Raw genomic sequence first — 26,691 nt, forward strand, 5'->3', positions numbered from 1 at the left:
GTGAGACTTCGGGACCCAACCGCTGAAACGGCCGTAAAATAAAAAGCTGTTTGAGGTTTTACGAGAGTAAAACCGAGTTCTTTTTATTTAGGGCGTGAAGTGCTGTAGGGTGAACAAGCACATGCAGACTTGATTTTTTGGCTCTTTTGTATCAAGACAAAAGAGTGTTTTCAACTACGAAGTTCCAAACTAACCTTAATCGACTTACTAATTGGTGTATGACTCTTATCCGCAAACTGATCTATAGGAATCAAGGCATTGGTTTCTGGGAAATAAGCCGCTAAGTTCCCTTGTGGAATATTATAGGCAACTACAATAAACCCATATACCTTGCGCTCTACACCATTGTAATGGCTCATGATGTTTACCACATCGCGTTGGGCAAAGCCCGCTTGGTCCATGTCCTTAGGGTTCATCAAGATCACACGGCGCTCATTATGGATACCGCGGTAACGGTCGTCCAACCCATAGATGGTGGTGTTGAACTGATCGTGCGAACGAATGGTCATCAATAAATATTCGCCCTCGTGCAACTCGTGTTTAGGTGCTTGGGTAATACTGAACTGGGCCCGTTGGTTGGGCAGTCGGCTAAAGTCTAAACGGCGTACATTGTTGGGTAAGTAATAGCCGCCATCTTTAGATTTGGTATTTACATCCTTAAAACCTTGTACCACTTGCCCTAATTTCTCACGTACCAAATCATAGTTAGACCCCAAAGAAAGCCAATCTACAGGATGGTTCCCTTGGAAATAAGCATGGGCAATACCTGAGACAATTTCGGGTTCGCTCTTTAAATGCGAGGAGGCAGGGGGCAACATACCCTTGGTTTGGTGTACCACACCCATGCTGTTCTCTACGGTTAAATGACGACGGGAGTTGCCTTTCATGTCAATTTCCGAACGACCCAAAGTAGGCAATATCAAGGCGGTTTGCCCTGTGATAAGGTGACTGCGGTTCAACTTGGTACTAATCTGTACGGTGAGTTCACAGCGCTGCAGGGCTTCTGCTGTAAATTCGGTATCAGAGGCTGCTGAAACAAAGTTTCCTCCGAGGCCTATAAATACCTTGGCGTCTTTATTGTGCATGGCCTGAATGGCGTGAACCACATCATAACCCGACTTGGTGGGCGGGTCAAAATTGAAGGTGTCCTTTACGGCCTGGTTGTAGTTTTTGGACACATAATGCATGATTCCTACGGTACGGTCGCCTTGTACATTGCTGTGCCCGCGTACAGGACAGGTACCGGCACCGGGCTTGCCAAGACTGCCTTTCAACAAGAGCAGGTTGACGCATTCCTTGATGTTATCGACACCGTTTTTATGTTGTGTAAGGCCCATGGCCCAACAGATGATGATTTTACTTGATTTGGCGAGGATGTTGACCACCTCGTCAATGAGGTGCGAAGGCACGCCACAGGCGTTCAGCAGGGCTGCTTCCGAATCGTTGCCAAGGTTTTTGATAAAGGCATCATAACCGTGGGTGTAGGTCTTGATGAATTCATGGTCAAATACCTGTTGCCCTTGTTGGTCCAAAGCAGCCAAACGTTTCTGGATGAGTTTTAGCAGGGCAATATCCTGGTTGATTTTCACTTGAAGGTGAATGTCGGTAAGGGCTACGCCACTACCTAAAAGACCATTCACTTCCTGTGGGTTTTTAAATCGGATCAGGCCAGCTTCTTCCAGTGGATTGACACTGATCACTGTGCCACCATTGCTCTTGCATTTTTCAAGTGCCGACAGCATACGTGGGTGGTTGGTGCCGGGATTCTGACCAATAACCATCACCACTTCGGCTTTGTTAAAGTCTTCCAGCGTTACCGAACCTTTGCCGATCCCTAAGGTTTCCGAGAGGCCAACCCCACTGGATTCGTGGCACATATTGGAACAGTCGGGCATGTTGTTGGTGCCAAAAGCACGGGCGAACAGACCATACAAAAAGGCCGCTTCGTTACTGGAGCGTCCCGAGGTATAAAAGATGGCCTCGTCTGGATGTTGGAGGCTGTGCAACTGCTCTGCAATAAGGCTGAAGGCCTCGACCCAAGAGATGGGTTCGTAATGAATGCTATTGGGGCGCAGTACCATAGGCTCCATCAAGCGCCCACTGCGGCCTATTTCATAGTCGGACCAACGCGAAAGTTCCTCCACCGAATATTTACTGAAAAAGTCACGGTCTACCTTTTTGGTGGTGGCTTCTTCGGCAAGGGCTTTGGCCCCATTTTCGCAGTATTCCCCAAGGTTGGAACGCTTTTCAGGATCGGGCCATGCGCAACCAGGGCAATCAAAGCCTCCTTTTTGGTTCATGTGAGACAGGGTGCGCAAGCCGCGTACAATGCCCATTTCCTTATAAATATGCTCAAAGGCTACCTTTATGGCGGGTGTGCCGGCGGCATATTGGCCTGGAGAAGTGAGTTCTAGACCTGTGAATTCTGGGTTGCTATGTATGCTGATATCGCGCTTGCGTGATTTGCTCATGGGTACTGTAATTAACCTATAAAAAGGGCTTGATTTGTAACAAAGGGATAAAATTACAATTTTTAAGGGGATGTGTTTTAATTTATCGCAAATTAACCGTATTTTTTATGTGAAATTCATAATGCCGCAATAACCACGAACAGAGGGCATTCGTGGTTTTTTTGTTGGGGCAGGGGTAAAATGATAGGATATATCATAATTTATACTATATTTGTGTAATCGATTACATAAAACAGAGATATGACACATTCAGAATTTAGGTATGCATCCCATCCAGTAGATGCCAGAGCCTACGGAACAGAGGAATTACGCCAACACTTTTTAATCCCTAACTTATTCGTTGAGGATCAGATTAATTTGACGTATTCCATGTACGATAGGTATGTGGTTGGAGGGGCCATGCCTGTTGGTAAAGAATTGAAGTTGGAAACCATTCCTTACTTGAAGTCTGAAAACTTTTTGGACCGTAGGGAAATGGGAATTGTAAATGTGGGCGGTCGAGGAACCGTAACCGTAGATGGCGAAGTGTTTGAATTGGCTAAGAAGGAGGCGCTATACATTGGAAAAGATACCAAGGATGTGGTGTTTGCCAGTGCCGAAGGAGAGCAGGCCTTGTTCTATATCAATTCTGCACCGGCCCATACAAAATACCCAACAATGAAAGTTGGGAAGGAAAATGCCGAAGTTATTGAGCTTGGAGACGAGAAGTATGCCAACAAGCGCATCTTGAACAAATTGATCGTGAACAGCATTGTAAAAACCTGTCAGTTACAAATGGGATTGACCGAGTTATTGCCAGGGAATGTATGGAACACGATGCCTGCCCATACCCACACCAGACGTATGGAGGCTTATTTCTATTTCGATTTGGAAGAAGGGCAAACCATTAGTCACTTTATGGGAGAGCCAGAACATACACGCCATATTTTCATGGAAAGCAATCAGGCGGTGTTGTCGCCAGAGTGGTCTATCCACTCCGGATCGGGAACGTCCAACTACTCCTTTATTTGGGGAATGGCTGGGGAGAACCTAGACTATGGCGATATGGATACCCGCACTCCTAACGAATTAAGATAGGCCCTATGACACTATTTGATTTAACGGGAAAAATTGCCTTGGTTACAGGAGGGACCCATGGACTTGGAATGGCTATGGCCGAAGGGCTGGCAGACGCCGGCGCACAATTGATCATAACCAGTACGACACCAGCCAAATTGGAAGCGGCTCTAGAGCACTACCGTGGCAAGGGCTATCAAGCATCGGGATACTTATTTGATGTAACCGATGAAACCTTGGCAGCACAGATGGTGGAGCAAATGGTACAGGAACAGGGCGAAATTGATATTCTGGTAAACAACGCTGGGATCATTAAAAGAGAACCTGCCTTGACTATGAAAATTGACGAGTTCAGACGTGTGGTGGATGTAGACTTGGTTGGTGCCTTTATCATGGCGCAACTAGTGGGTAACCGCATGGTGAAGAACGGTGGAGGAAAGATTATCAATATCTGCTCCATGATGAGTGAATTGGGGCGCAATACCGTAAGTGCCTATGCTGCTGCCAAAGGTGGTTTGAAGATGCTGACGCGTAACCTTGCCACCGAATGGGCCAAATACAACATTCAAGTGAATGGGATTGGTCCTGGGTATTTTGCGACCTCGCAAACGGCACCTATCCGTGTGGATGGACACCCTTTCAATGAATTTATCATCAACAGAACCCCTTCTGCACGTTGGGGGAATCCAGAAGATTTAGCCGGAACCGCTGTGTTCTTGGCGTCTAGAGCTAGTGACTTTGTCAATGGCCAAATTGTATATGTGGATGGGGGAATCCTGGCAACCATCGGGAAGCCGTCCAACGAAGATTAATAACAAACAAAAAAGGATATGTCATTTATACATGATAATTTTCTGTTAGAAACGAAGCAGGCCCAAGAGTTGTACCACAACTACGCGGCCAAAATGCCTATTATAGATTACCATTGCCATTTGCCGCCGGCAGATATTGCCAATGATACCGTGTTTGAAAACATTACCAAGATTTGGATCAATGGCGACCATTATAAATGGCGCGCCATGCGTACCTTGGGTGTAGATGAAACCTACATCACAGGAAATGCTTCCGATAAGGAGAAGTTTGCGCATTGGGCCAAAACCGTGCCTTATACCATGCGTAACCCTTTGTACCATTGGACGCATTTGGAGCTGGCACGTTATTACGACGTGTACGACCTGTTGAGTGAGAAGACTGCCGATGCTGTGTATACAAAAACAGCAGAGTTGTTGAACTCGCCAGGCTACAGCTGCCAAAACTTGTTGAAGAAAATGAACGTGGAGGTGGTGTGTACTACCGAAGATCCAATAGATTCTTTGGATCACCACGCGAGATTGGCACAAAGCGATGCTACAGTGAAAATGAGCACCGCTTTTAGACCAGATAAGGCCATTATGATTGGCAGCGATGCTTTCAATGCCTATTTGGACAGTCTTGAAAAGGTGGCCGAAATGGACATTCGTACTTATGACGATTTGAAAACGGCTTTGCGCAAGCGTATCGACTATTTCCATGAACATGGTTGTCGTTTGTCAGACCACGGATTGAACCAAATTTCATTTGAACCTGCTACCGAAAGTGAAGTGAAAGCTATTTTCTCCAAAAAACGAGAAGGGAAAGCTTTGAGTCGTACTGAGGTGCTTCAATTTGAAACAGCTGTGTTGTTATACTTGGCCGAAACCTATCACGAGTTGGGCTGGGTACAACAGTACCACTTAGGAGCTTTAAGAAACAACAATACCCGTATGTTGGCACAATTGGGGCCAGATACAGGATGGGATTCTATTGGCGATTATTCGCAAGCAGAGACCTTGTCGAAGTTCTTAAATGCTTTGGATACCAAAGACAAATTAACCAAGACTATTTTGTACAACCTAAACCCTGCCGATAACGAGGTGATGGCTACCATGATTGGAAACTTCAATGATGGCACTATCAAAGGAAAAGTGCAATTGGGCTCTGGTTGGTGGTTCTTGGACCAAAAGGACGGGATGGAAAAACAAATGAACGCCCTGTCCAATATGGGATTGATCAGTTGCTTTATTGGAATGTTAACCGATTCCAGAAGCTTTATGTCTTTCCCGCGCCATGAATATTTCCGTAGAGTTTTGTGCAACCTGTTTGGAAACGAAATGCACAGAGGCGAATTGCCAAACGATATGGAATGGATTGGCAAACTGGTGTCGGACATCAGTTATAACAATGCAAACGAATATTTTAAATTTTAATAAACTAATAAAAAACAATACATACCAATGAAAAAAGTAGTCACTTTTGGAGAGATTATGTTGCGCTTGGCGCCTCCAGGATTTTTGAGATTTTCACAGACCAATTCGTTTGATGTAGTGTACGGAGGAGGAGAATCCAATGTTGCTGTGTCGTTGGCAAATTATGGGGTTCCTGTAGATTTTGTGACCAGATTACCTAAAAACGATATTGGAGAATGTGCCCTTATGGAAATGCGTAAAAGAGGGGTGAACACACAAAACATCATCTTTGGTGGTGACCGTTTGGGAATCTACTTTTTGGAAACTGGAGCCGTATCCCGTGGTTCTAAAGTGGTGTATGACAGAGCACATTCTGCCATTAGTGAAATCCAACCGGGAATGATTGATTGGGATCAGGTATTTGAAGGCGCAGGATGGTTCCACTGGACTGGTATTACACCAGCGATTTCCCAAAGTGCTGCCGATGTGTGCTTGGAAGCTGTAAAAGCGGCAAGTGCTAAGGGTATTACCATTTCAACCGATTTGAACTACCGTGCCAAGTTATGGAAGTATTGTGATGCGGCCCATAGAGAAAAAATCATGACCGAATTGACATCATATTGTGATATCGTTCTAGGAAATGAGGAAGATGCAGAAATGCACTTTGGAATCAAGCCAGAAGGGATTTCAGTACAAACAGAAGGGCACAATGTGAAAGCAGAAGCGTTCTTGTCTGTATGTCAGCAAATGATGGAGAAATTCCCAAAGGCCAAAAAAGTGATCACGACCTTGAGAGGTTCTATTTCGGCATCCCACAACACATGGGCAGGGGTATTATACGATGGTAAAACAATGTTTGAAACCCGTCAGTACCAAATCACCGATATCGTAGACCGTGTAGGTGGAGGAGATTCCTTTATGGGAGGATTGATCTACGGATTGTTGGAATATCCGGAAGATGATCAAAACGCATTGGATTTTGCGGTAGCAGCATCCTGTTTGAAACACACTATTAAAGGTGATGCCAACTTGGTAACCATCGATGAGGTTAAAAAATTGATGGGAGGAGATGCTTCCGGAAGAGTAGCGAGATAATTCAATAGACAATAAATATTGGGTACATACATGTTGGGTTAGTCTAATTCCCAACATGTAGGCCCATCTTCAATAGTAAACTAAAATGGCACAATATTCAAGACTAGAAGTGGCTAGTGTGATGAAAGAAACAGGGATGGTTCCTTTGTTCTTTCACAGAGATATAGAATTAAGCAAAAATGTATTAAAGGCCTGTTATGACGGGGGAGCTCGCTTAATGGAATTTACCTCGAGAGGGGATTTTGCCCACGAGGTGTTTGGGGAATTGGTAAAATATGCCAATGCCAACCTACCGGGAATGATTTTGGGTGTAGGCTCGGTAACCGATGCAGCAGCAGCTTCATTGTATATGCAATTGGGAGCCAATTTTGTGGTAACTCCAGTATTGCGTGAAGATATCGCGGTGGTATGTAACCGTAGAAAAGTATTGTGGTCTCCTGGATGTGGAACCTTAACTGAAATTGCACGTGCCGAGGAATTGGGCTGTGAGATTGTAAAGTTGTTCCCAGGAGATATTTACGGACCTCAATTTGTAAAAGGCGTAAAAGGCCCACAGCCTTGGACTTCTATCATGCCAACAGGAGGTGTGTCACCAACCGAAGAAAACTTAAAAGCTTGGTTTGATGCCGGTGTAACCTGTGTAGGAATGGGTTCTCAGCTTATTTCTAAGGACGTATTGGCAAACAAAGATTTTAAAGGTCTGGAAGCTAAAGTAAGAGAGGCTTTGGACATCATTAAAAAAGTACAAAACAAATAGCATGCATCATAAACTAATTGTAGCCTTTTCCTTTTTGGGACTACTGCTTATGGGCTGTAGCGACCTTCAGGAACATCGCGTTATTAAACTAGGCCATGGTTTGGACGTGAACCATTCGGTACACAAGGCCATGGAAAAAATGGGAGAGGACCTGGCCCAAATTTCAGGAGGAAAAATGCAATTGGAAATATACCCCAGCCAACAATTGGGGACCGAAAGGGAGTGTTTGGAGCTACTTCAGATAGGTAGTTTGGACATGACCAAAGTATCTTCTGGGGTGATGGAAAACTTCTCCCCAAATATGAAGGTGTTTGGGATTCCTTTCTTGTTTAGGGATCGTGCCCATTCATTTGAAGTGTTGGACGGCCCTATTGGTAAACAATTGTTGGATGGCGGTACTAAATACTGGCTGAAAGGTTTGGCGTACTACGATGCAGGTAGCCGAAGCTTTTACACTAAGGATAAACCTATTCACACGCCAGAGGATTTAAAGGGGTTGAAGATTCGCGTTATGGAAAGTGTGACCGCCATTGATATGGTTAAAAGTCTTGGAGGTTCGCCAACTCCTATTTCTTGGGGGGAATTGTACACCTCATTACAACAGGGGGTTGTAGATGGAGCTGAGAACAATCCGCCTAGTTTTTATCTCTCACGTCACTACGAAGTTTGTAAGTATTACAGTTTGGACGAGCATACGGCCCTACCAGACGTTTTGTTGATTGGAACGCACCTTTGGGAGCGCCTTTCTGATCAAGAAAAGGAGTGGTTGCAGGAAGCTGTGGACAAATCGGTGGTATACCAACGTGAATTGTGGGCGGAAGCGGAAGCGGAAGCCTTGAGAGAGGTTCAAAAGGCAGGTGTGGAAATCATCAGACCTGACAAAACACTCTTTTCAGATAAGGTGCAAGGCATTTACGAGCAATACAAAAGCAATCCTGAAATGTATCGTTTAATCCAACAAATTAAGGAAACCGAATAATATGGTGCTTCGAGAAAAAATAGACAATGTGTTAAGCAAAGCGCTCATCATTATCATGAGCGTTATGGTGGTAAATGTACTGTGGCAGGTCTTTACCCGTTTTGTGGTGGGAACGCCTAGTTCCTTCACCGATGAGTTGGCCCGTTACTTAATGATTTGGTTGGGGGTTTTAGGGGCAGCTTATGTGTCTGGAAGAAATATGCACGTAGCCATTGATGTAATTCCTTCCAGAAGTAGTGGAAAGATTCAAAGAAGGTTGCACTTATTGGTGTATGGCCTGATTATTCTGTTTGCTTTTGCAGCGATGGTTGTAGGCGGTATACGATTGGTGTATATCACTTTTTTGTTGGGACAATATTCCCCGGCACTGCAAATTCCGTTGGCCTTCGTGTATATGGTGATTCCCTTAAGTGGCCTACTTATCATTTATTACAAAGTTTCAGATTTTATAAAGACCTTATAGCATGGATATCATCCCAATATTAGTTTTAGTACTCAGTTTTGTGTGTTTTTTGGCCATTGGAGTACCGGTGGCTTGGAGTATTGCCATTTCAGCATTATTGACCATGTTGGTGAGTATCCCTGCCATGCCTGCTTTTACGACTATTTCACAGCGTATAGGAACAGGTTTGGATAGTTTTGCCCTTTTGGCAATTCCCTTTTTCGTCCTCTCGGGGCAGCTCATGAATAAGGGAGGTATTGCCCATAGGCTCATTGCCTTTGCCAAAACGTTGGTGGGGGCATTACCAGGAGGCTTGGCATTGATTAATGTTATTGGTGCCATGTTGATGGGGGCGATTGCGGGATCGGCTATGGCATCGGCTTCGGCTATGGGGAGCATCTTAGGGCCAGAAATGGAAAAGGAAGGCTATTCCAAAGAATTTGGTGCAGCGGTAAACATTACCTCTGCTACCACGGGATTGGTGATTCCACCAAGTAATGTATTGATCGTTTACTCTCTTGCCAGTGGCGGAGTGTCTATTGCAGCCTTGTTTTTGGCTGGCTATATTCCTGGAATCTTAACAGGATTGTTCTTAATGATTGTCGCCTCCTTTTGGGCTAAAAAGAAAAAATATAAGTTGGGGAAACGCAGTTCTTTAAGAGAGGTGTTTAAAACCTTTATCGTAGCGGTACCTAGTTTGTTTTTATTGGTAGTGGTTATTGGAGGAATTGTTTCTGGGATTTTCACGGCTACGGAAGCTTCGGCCATTGCGGTGCTGTACACCTTACTTCTGGGGTTCTATTACAAAGAAATTTCCTTTAAAAGCTTACCGAGCATTTTATTGGATTCTTCTGCAACCACAGCAATTGTAATGTTGCTTATCGGGACCTCCATGAGTATGTCTTGGGTGCTTTCTTATGAAAGTATTCCGCAGAACATAAGTTCGGTATTGCTTGGCATTAGCGACAACCCAATCATCATCTTATTGATCATTAACCTGCTCCTATTGTTTGTGGGAGTGTTTATGGATATGACACCAGCGGTATTGATTTTTACACCCATATTTTTACCGGTTGTAACCAAGTTGGGAATGGATCCTGTACATTTTGGAATCATCATGGTATTGAACCTTTGTGTGGGTCTTTGTACGCCTCCGGTAGGTTCGGTGCTGTTTGTTGGGGTTGGTGTGGCCAAAACCAGTATAGAAAAAGTAATTAAGCCTTTAATACCATTGTTTTTGGCAATGATTTTGGCCTTGTTCTTGGTAACCTATTTCCCGCAATTATCATTGTGGTTACCAAGCTTATTTGACCTTTAATATTTGAATTACGAACGTAGAATTTCATACAATGAAAACATTAAATAGAGAAAACCTAAGCATTAACGAGCAACTGCCAATCAAGGTGGTGCAATTTGGAGAAGGAAACTTTTTAAGAGCTTTTGTGGATTATGCCATTCAGGAGCTGAACAAAAAAGCCGGTTTCAATGGAGGTGTTGCCGTAGTGCAGCCTATTGAACATGGGATGGTGAATATGCTGAATGATCAAGATGGTTTGTACACCTTGTTCATGAACGGCATCAAGAAAGGTGAGGAAATCCGTGACAAGGAATTGGTGACCTCTATTGTAAAAGGTATTAATCCGTATATCGATTTTGATCAGTATTTGGCCTTGGCCAAGGAAGAGAGTTTGGAGTTTGTTATTTCCAATACTACCGAAGCCGGTATCGCCTACGATGCGAATGATACCTTAGATATGCAGCCGCAAAAGTCCTTTCCGGGAAAACTGACGGCTTTGTTGTATCACAGGTTTCAATATTTCAACGGAGATGCTGCAAAAGGCTTGACGATTATTCCATGTGAATTGATCAATTATAATTCGGATACGCTTAAAGATATCATTTTAAGATATGTTGAGGAATGGGAATTGGGAGATGCCTTTAAGCAGTGGGTTGAAGAGCATAATAGTTTCCATAATACTTTGGTAGATAGAATCGTGCCTGGGTATCCAAAAGATGAAATTGAGAGCTATAATGCCATGTTGGACTATAGTGATAATTTGATTGTAACTGCGGAAACCTTTTTCCTTTGGGTGATTGAAGGAGGTGACGATCTTAAGAAGAAATTACCATTCGAAAAGACTGGTTTAGATGTGAAGATTGTAGACAACATGCAGCCATACAGAACACGAAAAGTACGCATCCTGAATGGGGCGCATACTGCTTTGGTGCCGTTATCTATTCTCTATGGAAACGAAACCGTAAAGCAGTCAGTAGACGATGCCTTTACGGGAGCATTTTTGAATGCTGCGGTGTTTGAAGAAATCATTCCAACCTTGGATATGGACAAAGTAGAATTGGAGACTTTTGCCGATGAGGTGTTCGACAGATTTAGAAATCCGTTTATCAAGCATTTGTTGTCCAGTATCGCTTTGAATTCGGTATCGAAATTCAAAGTGCGCGTATTGCCAAGCCTTTTAGAATATGTGGCGGAAAAGCAAACGTTGCCAAAACATTTAACTTATGCTATGGCCTGTTTGATTCAATTTTACAAAGGACAATGGAAAGATATGACATTGCCAGTGAATGATAGTGAAGAAGTGGTAGCAGAGTTCAACCGAATATGGGCGTTGCCAAATCTTGATGAGGTAGCCAAGGAAACCTTGGGGAATGTTGAGTTTTGGGGAGAAGATTTAAATAAGGTAGAAGGTCTGACCGCGGCCATTACGTTAGCTTTACAGGAAATAGAGACTAAAGGTATTGAACAAGGTTTGAAGGAGTTTAAAGACAAAATTTAAGCATTATGCAAGAGAAATTAATTAAGGTCCATCCATCGGATAATGTGGCCGTAGCATTGATAGATTTGAATGCAGGTGAGGAGGTGGCCTTTGAGGGAAACACTATCAAAGTGATTTCTAATGTAAAAGCAAAACACAAAATAGCGCTTTCCAATTTTAATACGAATGACCGTATCATTATGTATGGTGTACTGGTTGGAAAAAGTAATCAGCCTATAGCTTTGGGCGAGGTCCTTACTACCGAAAATGTAACGCACCAAAGTGAAAAAGTATATAAGAAAACGGGCGATATTGGTTGGACGGTGCCTAAAGTTGATAAATGGAAAGACAGAACATTTATGGGCTACCACAGGGAAGATGGACAAGTAGGAACCGAAAACGTATGGTTGTTTTTCCCTTTGGTATTCTGTGAAAACAGAAATATAGAAAAGCTTAAGGAGGTTTTTGAAAAGGAACTTTTACAACAGAAAGTAAGTCAACAACAGTTGCTGTTAAGAGCTTTGGTGAATGGAGAAGAAGGTGATGAAGCCAATTTACAAAAGACGACTTCCAACCGCGTGTTTGACAATGTTGAAGTGAAATTTATTACCCATGCTGGTGGTTGTGGAGGGATTCGCCAGGATTCTGAAAGTTTGGCGAGACTGTTGGCAGGCTATGTGAACAATCCTAACGTAGCTGGTGCTACGGTGTTGAGTTTGGGCTGTCAAAATTTGCAGATTCAGATATTTAAGGATGCATTGGAAGCCATCAATCCGAATAATAAAAAGCAGGTTCAAATATTTGAACAACAGCAAATGGGGACGGTAGATGACATGTTAACTACCATTATCAAAGAATCCTTTGCAGGCATAAAAGAAGCCAATAACATTAAAAGACAACCAGCACCACTTTCTAAATTGAAAGTTGGTTTGGAGTGTGGTGGTTCCGATGGTTTTTCAGGTATTTCTGCCAACCCAACATTGGGTTATACTTCGGATATGTTGGTAGCTTTGGGAGGCACTGCTATTCTTGCCGAATTCCCGGAATTATGTGGGGTAGAGCAGGAATTAGTAAACAGATGTGTTGAAGAAGAATCTGCCAATAAATTCCTTCAATTGATGCAAGCTTTTGAAAAGTCGGTGGTAGATGCAGGCTCAGGATTCGATATGAACCCTTCTCCTGGAAACATCAAAGATGGCTTGATTACCGATGCTATGAAATCGGCTGGAGCTGCTAAAAAAGGAGGGACTTCACCTATTGTGGATGTGTTGGATTATGGAGAATATATTCATAAAGCAGGATTGAACCTGTTGTGTACGCCAGGAAATGATGTAGAGAGTACGACAGCTTTGGTAGGTTCTGGAGCTAATTTGGTGCTGTTTACCACAGGTTTGGGAACACCTACAGGGAATCCTATCGCACCAATTGTAAAGGTGTCTTCCAATACAGAATTGGCAACGAAAATGCCGGACATCATTGATGTGGATACAGGTGCTGTAATACGTGGAGAAAAGTCCATTGCAGAAATGGCTGATGAGATGTTGGAGTACATTGTGGCAGTAGCGAGCGGAGAGGTGAAAACCAAAGCGCAGCTGCTCAATCAAAACGATTTTATACCCTGGAAAAGAGGGGTGTCTCTATAATAATAATTTAATTATTTGCCTGATATGAGGAAGTTTAGTTTTCAGTTACTTGTATTGTCTTTAGTTTTATTTGCGGTTGGTTGTAGTAATGATTCTTCGGATGTTGAGGAGATTCAAGTCACTTCTATCACCATCCTTGGTGAAACGATAACAGATGGGATGGACAGTCAATTATCTGTGCAAATTGTGCCTGCAAATGCTACAGAAACTTCGGTGACTTGGTCTGTTTCAGATCCTTCGGTAGCTACGATTTCCAACAATGGTTTATTATCGGCTGTGTCTAATGGATCTGTAAATGTTACGGCTACTTCTCAAGATGGTTCGGGTGTTTTTGGAGAACGTTCATTTATCATATCAGGAGTAGGAGTTGGCCCAGTAATAGTTGTTCAGACCAGTCAAGAAATTACCGAGGCTATTATCACTGCTTCAGCAGGAGATATTATTTATGTTAAAGGAGGTGAATATCAATTTGCATCTACCATTAATTTTAGTGCAGATGGAACTTCAGAAAATGCCATTATTTTCATGGGTGATCCAGATGACTCTGAGCGTCCACAATTCAATTTCTCTGCGATGTCTGAAAACTCAAGTAATAGAGGGATACAACTTTCCGGAGACAATTGGCATATTAAAGGGATTGATGTGTTTGGAGCAGGGGACAACGGAATGTATATCACGGGACACTATAATCTTGTGGAATTTTGTACGTTTAGTGAGAATGCCGATTCCGGATTGCAAATTTCAGGAGGTGGAAGTAATAACACGATACTAAATTGTGATTCCTTTTACAATGCCGATTCTTCGCTTGAAAATGCCGACGGTTTTGCATGTAAACTAACAGCTGGAACTGACAATAAATTTATTGGATGTAGAGCTTGGCAAAATTTAGATGATGGCTGGGACGGTTATTTGCGCGATAATGATAATATTACTACCTATTATGAAAATTGTTGGGCCTTTAAAAATGGGTACTTAATGGATGGTAGTGCTGGAGTTGGCGATGGTAACGGATTTAAAACTGGCGGTAGCGATGACAAAACTTTAAAGCATCATGGCGTTTATAAAAACTGTATTGCTGCGGGAAATATTTATGACGGTTTTGATCACAATAGTAATAGAGGAGATATAGAATTGTATAATTGTTCGGCATATAACAACGGACGTAATATCAGTTTTAGTAGTACCAATATTGCTAACTACTTATTGATTAAGAATTCATTGTCATATGAAGGGAACAATTCCGATTCATATTCGGCAACACAAACAGATATTTCCAATAATGGATGGCAGTCTGGATTAACAACAGATGCTTCAGATTTTGTGAGTTTGGATATGGATCTTTTGGCGTCTCCAAGAAATGCCGATGGCAGTTTGCCAGATATTGATTTTTTAAAACTATCATCAGGTAGTGACTTAATTGATCAAGGGGTTGATGTTGGCTTGCCGTTTTTAGGTACAGCTCCAGATATTGGAGCTTTTGAATATCAAGACTGATAGCTACTTTTATAAAGCTATTGGTGGATACACAATGTCTTAATATTCGGTGGGTAACTCTTTGAGCGACGGAATGTCTCTATAAACCAGTTCAACCCTATGCCTTCTTATTGAAGGCTTTTTTAATTACACTTGAAGAAGAAACTTTGAATTGTATGCTTCTAGTTGTTTTATGAGGTCTTATGGTGTTAGAATTTAATCAATTGTTTACGATATCGAATTGTTCTTTCCTTAGTTACATATACTATTTTATTTCAATTTTATTATATCCAAAATTCTCAAGCTCATTTTTAGTTTTTTAATGGTTTTAGAGACGTTGAGCCTCTTATTTCCACTGTGGTAATTGCCACATAGGTTTTGATGAAAAGAAGGCGGGAAAGGTCTTAAAATAGCCATTTCGATAGGTTTCCTTTCGGAGATGGAAAGGCTAAGTGTTTCATAAACTATATTCTATTGAAAGGTGAAATTTGTGTTGTTATATTGCTATTGAAAATAGTTGTGAAAGACGCATCGTTTATAAAGTAAAAAAAAAGAGGGGTGATTTTTAAATCACCCCTCTTTTTTTAACTAGTTGAAAGAATATAATTTCTTAATTATGCCAACGTGGGTCCCCAATATTATAATCTATAATAGATTGAGTGCTCACTGAGAAATCTCCGTTAACTGGATCTGCATACCCTGGGTCTACAGTGGTATATGTAGTAGAATCATCATACCTTTTAACAGATGAATCATAGAATGTTGGCGCATTAAAATAATTGTTGTTCGCAAAAGTGATGGTTTCATCTGTTGCACTATTGTCTGAATATCCTCTTGCTGCCGTATCTGTGATTAAATTGTTGGTAGAAGTGATATCGTTGTCAGCAAATCTCACATAAAAGATTCTTTTGTCTGAATTGGAACAGGCATATAGTGTACAATTCGCTAAGTTGATATTACAGGTCAATCCCATACCATTAGAATCTCCAGCCGCATCTACCCTAAAGAAATCTCTTGCAGGGGCACAATTGTTGAAGGTACTAGTATTTACATTAATGTTTAGTACATCGGAGTTTCTGAAATCTATAAAATCACCTCCATTGGTTAGAACATTGGTTACAACACTATTCTCTACTGTAAATGAATTTAGTACTGCTCCTGTCACATTACCATAAATTAAGGCTTTGTCATAATCATGAATGTTACAGCCGCTGATAAGGATGCTTTCATAGCTTCCTGCTCCGTCAAAAACAAGAACTTCCTTAAGATCAATTTCAAGGTTCCCTGTTAAATCTAAATCAATTAAACTCACAGCTGATGCTCCAGTGGATAATTTAAAACCAATTTTCAATAAGGGTTTATCAAAACTGTAAAGACCTCTAATAGTAATAGATTTGTCTAAGGTTACAGAAGCTGTCTGGGCCGTATAATCTCCAGCATCTAGCACTAAAGTTGCCCCTGGTTCGGCATCGGCAATCATTTGTAGTAAGTCATCTTCCGGAGTTACTAATAGTCCATCTCCAATATCAATTCCAGTGGTAAAAGATGTACTGCCTCGTACGGTGGTGTCATTAAATATTTGTGCAGTGTACTCAGTTTCACCTGTAAGATCAGTGATAACAGTGATCCCAGTTGCCATTTCTTCAGAGGTGATATCGTGTACAATATCACCTGGTTGAAGTGTTATATGAGTTACTGTACTATTTGGTACCCAACGCAACGTAGCTTCTGTTGCTAAAATATCTTCAGCTTCTTGAGGAAGAAATATCTGTTCTGTTTCTGTTTCAGCAGTAATTGTGGCGTATTTAGAATCGTCCAAACCTCTGCTGCTAATGGCTTTTACACGAATGTAGTAAAGGGTTTCTGCTTGTAACGGCACTAATACCGGAAGTTCATCAGAGTTTACGGTTACGGATTCTGCAATTGTGCTAAAGTCTTCAGATGCACTAAACTCCGCTAGGTACGTGTCTACAGCATCATCGGTATTCCAATTAAGCTCAATATTCACTTGGTTTCTAATGAAAGCCTCCAATTCAGTAGGCATGAATTCTCTGTCAATTTGTAATTCTTCAATTAATGGCTCTTGCTTGGTACAACTAGCAAATGAACCCAGTAGTACCATGAGCGCGAAGAATGATTTCAATATATGTGTTGTTTTCATAGTTTATTGTTTCTTGTTAGTTGCATTTTAGTATCCATAATCGTTTACTAACTGACCGTTGCTACCATCGATGAAAGTTTGCCAAATAGGCCAAAATTGTCTGGTATCAGGGTCTACACCTGGTTTATAAATGAATTCGATAAAATTATCTTCAATCGTGGTCCAATCTTTAGTGAAATATTCCGGACCTGGATTCTCCGTTTCATTTCTATTAAGTCCGTAGATGTCTAGGGTTTCTCCATCCTCTTCATATTTATAATATAAAGTTGTTGGAACATCGGCATAGTCACCGGTACGGTTTAATAAGTTGGTCATTTTTGTTTTTGCCTCTTCCAATTGAGCGCCAAGAAGGTTCCAACGAATTAAGGCTTGTTTACGCTCCATTTCACCAGTAAACTCATATTGATGCTCTTTAACAATGGCATTGAACATGGCTTCTTGGCTACCTAAACTATTAACATAATTGTCTACTTTTTCTGGGTGAAGTTCAGAAGGGAATGCACGCATTCTGATTTCTTTTAAATACGGTGCAGCAGCGCCAGGGCCATTAAGTTCATTAGCAGCTTCGGCAGCAATGAATAACACTTCTGCAAATCGCATGTAAATTTTATTAAGACCATCATCGTTGGTCGACGTCACATATCTGTCCATCCATTCGTAACGGTACTTCCCAAAATACCAAGAATCCATACTTGTTAATTCTTGTTGTGAAAACGCATCATCATTAGGTGAGGCATACTCGTAAGGAACACAAGTTACATCACGGCGCGTATCATCTTCATCATAATCATAAAATACGGTTGCCAATGGTCCGGCAGATCCTCCTCTAGCTTGACCTGTATGCTGATCTACACCTCTATGGCGTACTCCAAAAGAAAAGACAACACGTCCTCTACCCGCACTAAAAGGAATTTCCCATAAGGACTCGCCTCCTGTGGCTAAGTTTTCTTGATTATAGCTTCTCCAAAAACCTTCGAAAGATGGATTTAATGATGCAGTACCACTTTGAATCACTTCTGTAGCTTCTTGAAGTGCCAGTGTGTACATGTTTTGTACAGATAATTCTGGATCATTACTTCTTCTTACGCCATCAGGGTATTGTTGGTAACCACTAGCTACCATAGCCAAACGGGCTCTTAAAGATTTTACGAATGCTTTGTTAACACGTTCTACACTAGTAGTATTGGCAGTTTCACCTGGCCAAGCTACTAATGTGCTAGCTTCAGCTAAATCCACCAAAAGTTGCTTGTAAATGTCATCGCGATTGGCTTTTGGTAAATAGATTGTTTCAGAATTAATAGGTTCAAAGCGGGCAGGGACATCTCCCCAAGCTTTCATGAGGTCGGCATAATAAACAGCTCGAAGTGTCAATGCTTCTCCTAATAATTGCCCCATATCACTGCCAGGAACAGGATTACCAAATTCTCTTAATCCATTAATGCAAATATTGGCGCGTTCAATTCCTCTATACATCATCACCCAAGCATTATTGCTGGTATTCATTTGCGTATTTGTTGAAGACGCATCATAAATCATCAAAGGGGCTTGTGAGCTTCCGCTTTGATTGGAACTATAATGGTACTCGCAGTCTGTATTAAATCCATAAAAAGGAATAAATCTACCTCTGTAGGAGTTGGTTTGTCCCATAGGTTCCAAAATACCGTCTATGGCTCCTTTTGCCAAACCGTAGGTAGAAAAAATTATGGATTCTTCCAGAGTTGATTGAGCGGGTGCTTCTAGAAAGTCTTCATCAAATTCATCGCAACCAAAAAATAAGCCAATGAGCAAAATTCCGGTTAAAATATATATCTGTTTCATCTTAATAATCATTTTGAATTAAAAGTTTAGGTTAAAACCAAATACTAATTGTCTGCTTCTTGGATATGGAGAATAATCCACTCCAGGTGTAAGAGGTGTTCTTCTTCTAGTTGATACCTCTGGATCAAGTCCTGAATAATTGGTAATTATAAATACGTTATTAGCAGTAGCATAAAATCTTAATTTAGTTATTCCAGTCGCTTCTAATAAATTGTTAGGAATGGTATAGCCTAAAGTTAAGGTGTTTAATCTTAAAAACGAAGCGTCTTCAATTGCCCAATCCGTAAACATATATCTTGGCATATATGGGGACCACATTGTGGTGTTAGCGTTTAGCGCGGCTAATGCTTCAGGGTCGGTAACTAATTGTCCCGATTCAGGATCTAGATTGGTCCATCTAACACCGTCAGCCATTTGAGAACTTAGGTTTCTATACTGTCCATTTTCATTGGCGGTTGTAAACTCAATTTTGTTGGCATTATAAGCTTCGTTCCCAATGCTGTAGTTGAATGCTGCTGTCAAATCGAAGCCATAGGCGTAAGCGTTAAGTACAAAACCTCCGGTTACGTCAGGATTGACATCCCCTATAATCCCAATATCATCTTGGTCCACGATGCCGTCACCATTTATATCTTTTAATTTCATAGATCCTGGTTGTACCGCACCTCCCAAAGCTTCTTCACTATCTACAACTCCAGGTAGCAAGGTGTATTCGCCTGTGGTTTCGTCATAGCTAAAATCCGAAACTTCATATCTTCCATCATTTTGGTAACCAATCATAGTCCCGATAGGCTGCCCTTTATAAACGGCATAATCATTCCCTATTTGCGATGAGGCCCAGTTTGTGTTGATTCCGAAATTATCTAATACTCCTAATGAATTGATTTTATTTTTATTCATGGCCATGTTAAAGGAAAGGTTCAATCCATACTTTTCTTTTTGAATGGCAGCAACATTTACGGAAGCTTCTAAACCTGAGTTTTGAATCTCTCCCATATTTCTATATTGAGCATCATAACCGCTACCTGGCACTGGAAACAACATTAATACATCTTCGGTAATGTTTTTGTAGAGTTCAAAAGATCCGCTCAAAGCCCCTTTAAAGAATCCAAAATCAAACCCAAAGTTTTGAGATACGGTGGTTTCCCATTTTAAATCTGGATTAGGCATAACGTTAGATGCTGCCCAATAACTAGTGATATCATTTAAATACGATGTATTTGAAGACAAGAAGATTCGAGAAGTTTGTGCAGTAGGAATGTTGTTGTTCCCTACTTGACCATAACTTAATCTTAATTTTAATAAATCTACCCAGGAAGAATCGCTTAAAAAGGCTTCTTCAGAAATTTTCCATCCCAAGGCTGCCGAAGGGAAGTATCCCCAATGGTTTTTTCCTAAGAACTTACTAGAACCATCTATACGATACGTAGCTGTTAATAAATAGCGATCTTTAAAATCGTAATTCATACGCCCAAAGAAAGAAAGTAGTCTGTCTTCAGGGTCATAAAAATTATCTACAGAAAAAGGGTCTCCTTGTGTTGTTAAATTAAGAGCGGTTTGAAAATCAAAATCCTTTGGAAAACCGTGAATTTCACTTTCTACCATGTGGTCTTTGTTCACAATCATTTCTTCTCCCAACATTACTTTTAGGTGGTGATTTTCATTATCTCCAAGAACTGCCTTAAAGTCATAGTTAAGGGTGTTGGCATTTCTAAAGCTTTCTCTTTTGCGGTCGCGCATTCTTAAGGCTGGCATTTCTTGATTTTCAACTTCAGGCCTGTTTCTGGCGTAGTAGGTCGATCTTCCGTAGAAACGATAGTCTAAGTCGTATCTTTTGTTAAAACCTACTTCTGTTCTGTAAGTAAGGTCATTCAGGATATCCCAGCTAAAGCTTCCTATCAAATTAATGTTTTCATTTAGTTTTCTTTGTTGGTTATCATCTACAGCAACAAACGGATTCACCAAATAGGAAGACAAGGCTTCATCTGTATTGGTGGTTGTTAAGCCCGGTAATGGAATTGGAGAATAACCAACACTATGTCTTAGACGCGCATCTGCTGAAGAGACTTCGTTTTGCTCATTGGCACCACCACCATTTACCTCAGTGTCTGCATAACGTACAGTAAACGATAGATCTACTTTCTCGTTTGGTTTGCTTTTTAAAGCTAAGGATACGTTATTTCTTTTAAAATCTGAACCAACCATAATGGCTTTTTCATCAAATAAGGCGTAATTGAAGTTATAGTTGATTTTGTCGCTTCCTCCTCTAATGGCTAAATCACGGCTTTGAACTTCTCCTTTTCGGCCATAAATTTGTCTTTGCCAATCATTGCCTTCCATGCCAATATATTGATCATAATCTTCATACGACCCAAAATATTCTTCATAAGATTCTGGCTGTTCATCTAATAGGGCATACTCGTATTGCCATTTGACATAATCTTCAGGGCTTAATACGTCAATAGTATTGGCAATTTCCTTAAAGCCGTAAAACATATTGTAACTCACGGAAATTTTACCAGGTTTTCCGCTTTTTGTTGTGATGATTACAACCCCATTGGCACCTCTAGAACCGTATATTGCGGTTGAAGATGCGTCCTTTAATACAGTGATACTTTCAATGTTTGAAGGAGAAATGTCAGCCAAGCTTGGTGCAGGGAAGCCATCTACGATAAGTAGTGGGGCACTATCTCCAGTAATGGATCCGGCACCACGAACTCTAATGCTTATTTCGGAATCAGGTGAACCTTCTGAAGATACGACCTGTACCCCAGCGAGTCTACCGGTAAGGGTTTCTGCAACACTTGCTATTGGTTGGGCAGCTAAGTCATCCCCGTCAATGGCTACTACGGAACCAGTTAGGTCTGATTTTTTTGAAGTACCGTAACCAATAATTACTACTTCATCCAGTGATTCCAGACTAGGCTCAAGAGTAACATTGATTGTTGTCTGTCCTGCAACTGCTATTTCTTGAGTGGCAAATCCAGTGTAAGAGAATACTAGGGTCGCATTGGCATTTTCAATTGTTAGGGAGTAATTCCCATCAAAATCGGTTGTTGTTCCATTGGTGGAGCCTTTAACCAAAATGGTGGCGCCTACCATGGGGCCTCCCAGTTCGCCATCAGTCACCGTTCCCTTAACGGTAATACTTTGTGCGTGTAAAGTTGCCGCACTAAAAAGGAATGTGAACAATAGTATTATCGAATGAAACTTTAATGGATAAAGTCCCTTTGTTTTTCTCCTTAGAGAGTGTAAAAACAAAGCATCAATTAAATTGTTGTGCATAAAATGAGTTAGTTTAGAATATTAGTATGATATGTAATCGATTACCCAAAGTTATCATATATTTTGAAAAATACAATTTTTTGTTAATTTTTTTTAAAAATTATGAATTGAAAGGCCTTGAAATATCGATGTGATAATCTGCAGCTAGGGTGGCTTTTATAAAGTTTTTTTAAACGAAATATGATTTCATACTAATTTTAACGGTATAGGTGTTATTTTATAAACTTGGTTTACAATTTCATGTTGATTGTATAAGAATGGAGTCTAAATTTTTGGATTATAGAGAGTAATCGATTGTGAATATGTTAAAGCGTATTGCCTGTAATTGATGAAGGAGTGTTGATGCAAATTGTTGGGAGTGGAAGAATGTGTTTATTATATGGTGTATTTTGCTATCATCTTTGAAAATAAAAGACAAATTCTATATCAGGTTTTGGATTTAATTTTGCATTTGTATCCAATGGGAATAGTTAACTGAAAAGATACAGTTATATAAATGTTTTTATATTAATTAGGAGCGGTGGCTGGTCTAGCCTTTTTTTAGTGAAGATTTTCTAATCATCAATTCAGGGCTTAATACCACTTTCTTTTCAACCTTTACATTATTGGTATTGTTCACCTGTTCCAAAAATACCTGTGCGGTTATTTTTCCCATTTCCAAAGGCGATTGGTCTACTGAGGTAATAGGAAGCTCCATAAACTTTGTAAAAGGTTCATTACTAAACCCTACTACGGCACAATCTTCTGGGATTTTTACGCCTTGTGATGTCATTTCTTGAATCGCTCCCAGGATAACAGGATCACTCGATGAAAAAATGCCATCCGGTTTAGGGTTGAGTTTCATTAACTTTTTGGCAGCCTTTTTGCCTTCTTCGACTTTACTTCTAACCAATTCCACATAGTCTTCGTTATATTCAAAGCCATTATCAATCAAAGCTTGTTTGTATCCTGAAAAACGCTCGTCGTAAATTTCAATGCTGCGATCCCCTCCTATATGGGCAATGTTTTGGCATCCTTGGTCTATAAGATGTTTGGTAGCATTGTATGCTGCTTCATAGTCATTGATGGTTACTGAGCTTACTCCCGGAATGTTCTTTTTACGGTCAAAGAAAATTAATGGAACATTCTTTTGGATGATTTTATGGATGATATGATTTTCATCTAAAGCAACGTTGGAGGCAGAAATCATTATGCCGTCAACCTGCGCGTTCAATAGAGCTTCTAGATTTTTGGCTTCCAAATCCTGATCGTTATGGGTTTGGCAAATAATGACATGGTAACCATGCGGGTGCAATTCTTCCTCAATGCCACGAATAACGGTTGAGAAAAAATTACGGTCAATTCTAGGGACAATTACACCTACGTTATTGCTCTTGCCGCTCTTAAGGGCTACGGCCAATTTATTTGGCTCGTAGTTCATTTTTTGCGCCGTTTTTAGTACCAGCTCCCTTGTGGCTTTGCTAATCTTTGGGTTATTGTTAAGGGCTCTGGATACCGTGGCAGCTGTAATGTCCAGCTTTTTGGCAATGTCGTAGATAGTTGTTTTCTTGTTCATTAAAAGTAACGTTACATAATGATTGTGCAAACATAAGCAAAAGCATTGGACTTGTGTTCATTGCAATGTTATCGATTACCTAGATGTTTTGAAATTAGTTATTTTTGCGTGAATTTTTACAATTTATAAAAAAAACAGCTTAAAAATAGATAATTAAAAAAAATCGAATCTGTTATTTGCTACTAATATAATATTTTTTGAAAAAAATTTGGTTGCTCATGACATTTTAATTAGGTTTGGGTAATCGATTGCATTTTAGGAAGAAATTAAAGAAAGTTGAAATGAACCATATGTTAAAAGCACATCTATCTAAACTTAGTTTTATTAATCTCGTAATGTTTGTGTTTGTGGCGATAGTGTGCTTTTTTTCATGTGTTGAAAAAAAGCAGCAAACTACAGAAATGAGCCAGCAGGATGGGCCTTGGAAAGCGATGCAAAAAATTGTTGAACAGGTTAAAGTTCCCAATTTTCCGGATGTTACTTTCAGTGTTTTGGATTATGGAGCAGTTGCCGATGGAACAACAGAAAATACGGAGGCCTTCAGAAAAGCTATTCAGGAATGTTCTCAAAAAGGAGGAGGGAAAGTTGTAGTGCCTTCTGGGAAATATTTGTCAGGCCCAATTCATTTGGAAGATAACGTCAATTTGCATTTGGAGTCTGGTGCCGAAATTTTGTTCAGTACCAATCCTGAAGACTATCCTTTGGTGCACACGTCTTACGAAGGTATTGAGTTGATGAACTATTCACCTTTAATATATGCTTACCAAAAAAAGAATATTGCCATTACTGGAGAAGGAACTTTAAATGGGCAGGCTTCCAACGACAATTGGTGGCCATGGTGTAAAAAGGAGGATTATGGTTGGAAAGAAGGGATGGCTTCCCAGCGTGATAGTTTGAATTTACCTAGGTTGATGGAAATGGGAGAAACGGGAGTTCCTGTTGCCGAACGTGTTTTTGGTGAAGGACACTATTTGCGACCAACGTTTTTAGAGCCTTTTGAGTGTAGCAATGTGCTTATTCAAGGGGTGAAAATTGTCAATGCGCCTTTTTGGGTGATTCACCCGATAAAGTCCAATGATGTAATTGTAGATGGTGTAACGGTGGAAAGTCATGGACCTAACAATGATGGTTGTGATCCTGAATATTCCAAAAATGTGATCATTAAAAACTGTGTATTCAATACTGGTGATGATTGTATCGCGATTAAGGCAGGAAGAGATGCCGAAGGCAGGCGCGTTGGCATCAAAAGTGAAAACATCGTGGTGCAGAATTGTAAAATGATTGATGGACATGGTGGTGTAGTGATTGGAAGTGAAATGTCTGCAGGAGTGTCTAATGTGTATGTAGAAGATTGTAGTATGGACAGTCCTCATTTGGATCGTGCCATTCGTATTAAAACCAATTCCAGAAGAGGTGGTGTTGTAGATGGAGTGTATGTGAGAAATGTAGAAGTTGGCCAAGTGAAGGAAGCCGTGCTTAGAGTGAATCTTTTCTATGCAACTTATTCTAACCAAACAGGAGAATTTATTCCAACGGTTAAAAATATTTCTTTGGAAAATATAAAGGTTAAGAATGGTGGTAAATTTGGAATCTTGGCTAAAGGATATCCAGATTCACCAGTACAAAATATCACATTTAAAGATGTTGTTATCGAACAAGTAGATTCGGTTTATTCATTGGAAAATGTGGAAAACATGAAGTTTGTCAATACCCATATCAATGGGGAACTTATCACAAACTAAGCAACAGACGTGGTGAAAGTTTGTAGATGGGTGTGTAACTAAAGTATGGTAGGAGTATGTATGGGATATTTTGATCGTTTAGAGATAAAAGATTTCAATAGTCGGGTAGTGCCGATTTTCCATAACATCCAACCTGTTCATAATATTGTAATTGCATATTTGTTAGAGGTTAAATTGAAATGCAATTAGAAGTGTTTGCATATTTGAATTAGTTGGGTAGGAGCTTGATAATTTTATATCAAGCTCCTATTTTTTGAAAGCTGTAACTTGAAAATGACTTTGAGAAATTTATTAAAAATAGTAGTTGTGTTGTTTGCTGTGGGGCAAACCATGGCGCAATATCGGGTGCCATTAGATACTAGTTATACCTCTCGAAGTGCCTTTTTGAAAGCTCAAAAAAAATACCCTGAAATTGAATTGGTCACATTGAAAGCCGAGTCTGAAGTGGTTGCGCAAAAAGATATTGTTTATAAAAGTATTGGTGGGCGAGATCTACATTTGGATGCGTTTTTTAAACCTCAAAAGGAACTGAGGCCGGCAATTATTTTGGTTCATGGTGGGGGATGGAAATCTGGGAATAAAACCATGCAGCAGCCATTGGCCCAACAATTGGCAGAAAAGGGATGGGTTTGCTTTACAGTTGAATATCGATTGTCGCTTGAAGCGCCATTCCCGGAAGGCATCAAAGATGTCAAGTCGGCTGTAAAATATGTACGATTTAATGCGGAATCCTTCGGGGTGGATGCTTCCAAGATTGCTGTTTTGGGGTGTTCTTCGGGGGGGCAAATGGCCTCGTTAATTGCCACTACCAATGGAAATTCAGTATTTGATGACTTGGATGTCCTTTCAGAAATTTCATCTAATGTTGAAGCATTAATTAATTTAGATGGGGTTTTGGCTTTTCATCATCCCAAATCAGAGGAAGGCACTTTGTCTTCAGAATGGTTAGGAGGCACTTATCAAGAGCGTCCTGAAATCTGGAATCAAGCTTCGGCACTTTCGCATGTCAATGAAAATACGCCGCCTTCACTTTTTATCAAAAGTGACTTTGAGAGATTTCAAGCGGGAAGAGATGAGTTTGTTGAAATTTTAGAACAAAATGACATATATTATGAGATAAAATCCATACACAATGCACCGCATACCTTTTGGTTGTTTCAGCCTTGGTTTGATGAGGTGTTGTTAAGTGTGGATCAATTTTTAAAAACCGTGTTTTCCAACAATTAAAAATAAAAT

Annotated in this window: 18 protein-coding genes; 13 read left to right on the top strand and 5 right to left on the bottom strand. The window is 40.6% G+C overall.

Features of this window, described 5'->3' with window-relative positions; genetic code table 11:
• Positions 1-170 precede the first annotated feature (170 nt).
• Positions 171-2,471, bottom strand: coding sequence for an FdhF/YdeP family oxidoreductase (locus ZA06_RS07090; protein ID WP_053976677.1), 2,301 nt, complete (start codon positions 2,469-2,471; stop codon positions 171-173).
• 240 nt (positions 2,472-2,711) lie between these two features.
• On the opposite strand from ZA06_RS07090, the gene kduI reads away from it, so the two are divergent.
• The 11 genes from kduI (at position 2,712) to ZA06_RS07145 (ending at position 14,915) form a co-directional block, all read left to right on the top strand.
• Positions 2,712-3,548, top strand: a complete 837-nt coding sequence (gene kduI, locus ZA06_RS07095) for a 5-dehydro-4-deoxy-D-glucuronate isomerase (protein ID WP_053976678.1) — start codon at positions 2,712-2,714, stop codon at positions 3,546-3,548.
• A gap of 5 nt (positions 3,549-3,553) precedes the next feature.
• Positions 3,554-4,339 carry a gluconate 5-dehydrogenase gene (locus ZA06_RS07100; protein WP_053976679.1) on the top strand — a complete coding sequence of 262 codons (786 nt, stop codon included), beginning with the start codon at positions 3,554-3,556 and terminating at the stop codon, positions 4,337-4,339.
• 18 nt (positions 4,340-4,357) lie between these two features.
• Positions 4,358-5,752: a glucuronate isomerase gene (uxaC, locus tag ZA06_RS07105; RefSeq protein ID WP_053976680.1), complete on the top strand. Its 1,395-nt coding sequence runs from the start codon at positions 4,358-4,360 to the stop codon at positions 5,750-5,752.
• A gap of 27 nt (positions 5,753-5,779) precedes the next feature.
• A complete protein-coding gene (locus tag ZA06_RS07110) occupies positions 5,780-6,826 on the top strand; it encodes a sugar kinase (RefSeq protein WP_053976681.1) in 1,047 nt (348 codons plus the stop codon).
• An 85-nt stretch (positions 6,827-6,911) separates the two neighbouring features.
• The gene (locus ZA06_RS07115; RefSeq protein WP_053976682.1) at positions 6,912-7,583 is read left to right on the top strand and encodes a bifunctional 4-hydroxy-2-oxoglutarate aldolase/2-dehydro-3-deoxy-phosphogluconate aldolase; all 672 of its coding nucleotides are present in this window, start codon (positions 6,912-6,914) and stop codon (positions 7,581-7,583) included.
• 1 nt (position 7,584) lies between these two features.
• Positions 7,585-8,562: a TRAP transporter substrate-binding protein gene (locus tag ZA06_RS07120; protein WP_053976683.1), complete on the top strand. Its 978-nt coding sequence runs from the start codon at positions 7,585-7,587 to the stop codon at positions 8,560-8,562.
• A gap of 1 nt (position 8,563) precedes the next feature.
• Positions 8,564-9,025 carry a TRAP transporter small permease gene (locus ZA06_RS07125; protein ID WP_053976684.1) on the top strand — a complete coding sequence of 154 codons (462 nt, stop codon included), beginning with the start codon at positions 8,564-8,566 and terminating at the stop codon, positions 9,023-9,025.
• A gap of 1 nt (position 9,026) precedes the next feature.
• Positions 9,027-10,322 (top strand): TRAP transporter large permease, encoded by a 1,296-nt coding sequence (locus ZA06_RS07130; RefSeq protein ID WP_053976685.1) that lies wholly within the window; start codon positions 9,027-9,029, stop codon positions 10,320-10,322.
• Positions 10,323-10,353: 31 nt separating this feature from the next.
• The gene (locus ZA06_RS07135) at positions 10,354-11,799 is read left to right on the top strand and encodes a tagaturonate reductase (protein WP_053976686.1); all 1,446 of its coding nucleotides are present in this window, start codon (positions 10,354-10,356) and stop codon (positions 11,797-11,799) included.
• 5 nt (positions 11,800-11,804) lie between these two features.
• The gene (locus tag ZA06_RS07140; protein WP_053976687.1) at positions 11,805-13,421 is read left to right on the top strand and encodes a UxaA family hydrolase; all 1,617 of its coding nucleotides are present in this window, start codon (positions 11,805-11,807) and stop codon (positions 13,419-13,421) included.
• A 24-nt stretch (positions 13,422-13,445) separates the two neighbouring features.
• Positions 13,446-14,915, top strand: coding sequence for a right-handed parallel beta-helix repeat-containing protein (locus tag ZA06_RS07145; RefSeq protein ID WP_053976688.1), 1,470 nt, complete (start codon positions 13,446-13,448; stop codon positions 14,913-14,915).
• Between the two features lie 589 nt (positions 14,916-15,504).
• Here the strand turns inward: ZA06_RS07145 and ZA06_RS07150 are convergent.
• The 4 genes from ZA06_RS07150 to ZA06_RS07165 all read right to left on the bottom strand — a co-directional run bounded on the left by ZA06_RS07150 (position 15,505) and on the right by ZA06_RS07165 (position 23,713).
• Complete coding sequence (locus tag ZA06_RS07150) at positions 15,505-17,055, bottom strand: DUF5123 domain-containing protein (protein ID WP_082331948.1); 1,551 nt, start codon at positions 17,053-17,055, stop codon at positions 15,505-15,507.
• Between the two features lie 27 nt (positions 17,056-17,082).
• Complete coding sequence (locus ZA06_RS07155; protein WP_053977089.1) at positions 17,083-18,873, bottom strand: RagB/SusD family nutrient uptake outer membrane protein; 1,791 nt, start codon at positions 18,871-18,873, stop codon at positions 17,083-17,085.
• An 18-nt stretch (positions 18,874-18,891) separates the two neighbouring features.
• Positions 18,892-22,158: a SusC/RagA family TonB-linked outer membrane protein gene (locus tag ZA06_RS07160; protein ID WP_082331949.1), complete on the bottom strand. Its 3,267-nt coding sequence runs from the start codon at positions 22,156-22,158 to the stop codon at positions 18,892-18,894.
• A 529-nt stretch (positions 22,159-22,687) separates the two neighbouring features.
• Complete coding sequence (locus ZA06_RS07165) at positions 22,688-23,713, bottom strand: LacI family DNA-binding transcriptional regulator (RefSeq protein ID WP_053976690.1); 1,026 nt, start codon at positions 23,711-23,713, stop codon at positions 22,688-22,690.
• A gap of 281 nt (positions 23,714-23,994) precedes the next feature.
• Between ZA06_RS07165 and ZA06_RS07170 the strand changes: the two genes are divergently transcribed.
• Together ZA06_RS07170 and ZA06_RS07175 are read left to right on the top strand one after the other, a co-directional pair.
• The gene (locus tag ZA06_RS07170; RefSeq protein WP_082331950.1) at positions 23,995-25,455 is read left to right on the top strand and encodes a glycoside hydrolase family 28 protein; all 1,461 of its coding nucleotides are present in this window, start codon (positions 23,995-23,997) and stop codon (positions 25,453-25,455) included.
• A gap of 279 nt (positions 25,456-25,734) precedes the next feature.
• Positions 25,735-26,682, top strand: coding sequence for an alpha/beta hydrolase (locus ZA06_RS07175; RefSeq protein WP_053977091.1), 948 nt, complete (start codon positions 25,735-25,737; stop codon positions 26,680-26,682).
• Positions 26,683-26,691: the final 9 nt, after the last annotated feature.

It is taken from the genome of Mangrovimonas xylaniphaga (genome assembly GCF_001280435.1).
In the GTDB taxonomy this organism is placed as follows: domain Bacteria; phylum Bacteroidota; class Bacteroidia; order Flavobacteriales; family Flavobacteriaceae; genus Mangrovimonas_A; species Mangrovimonas_A xylaniphaga.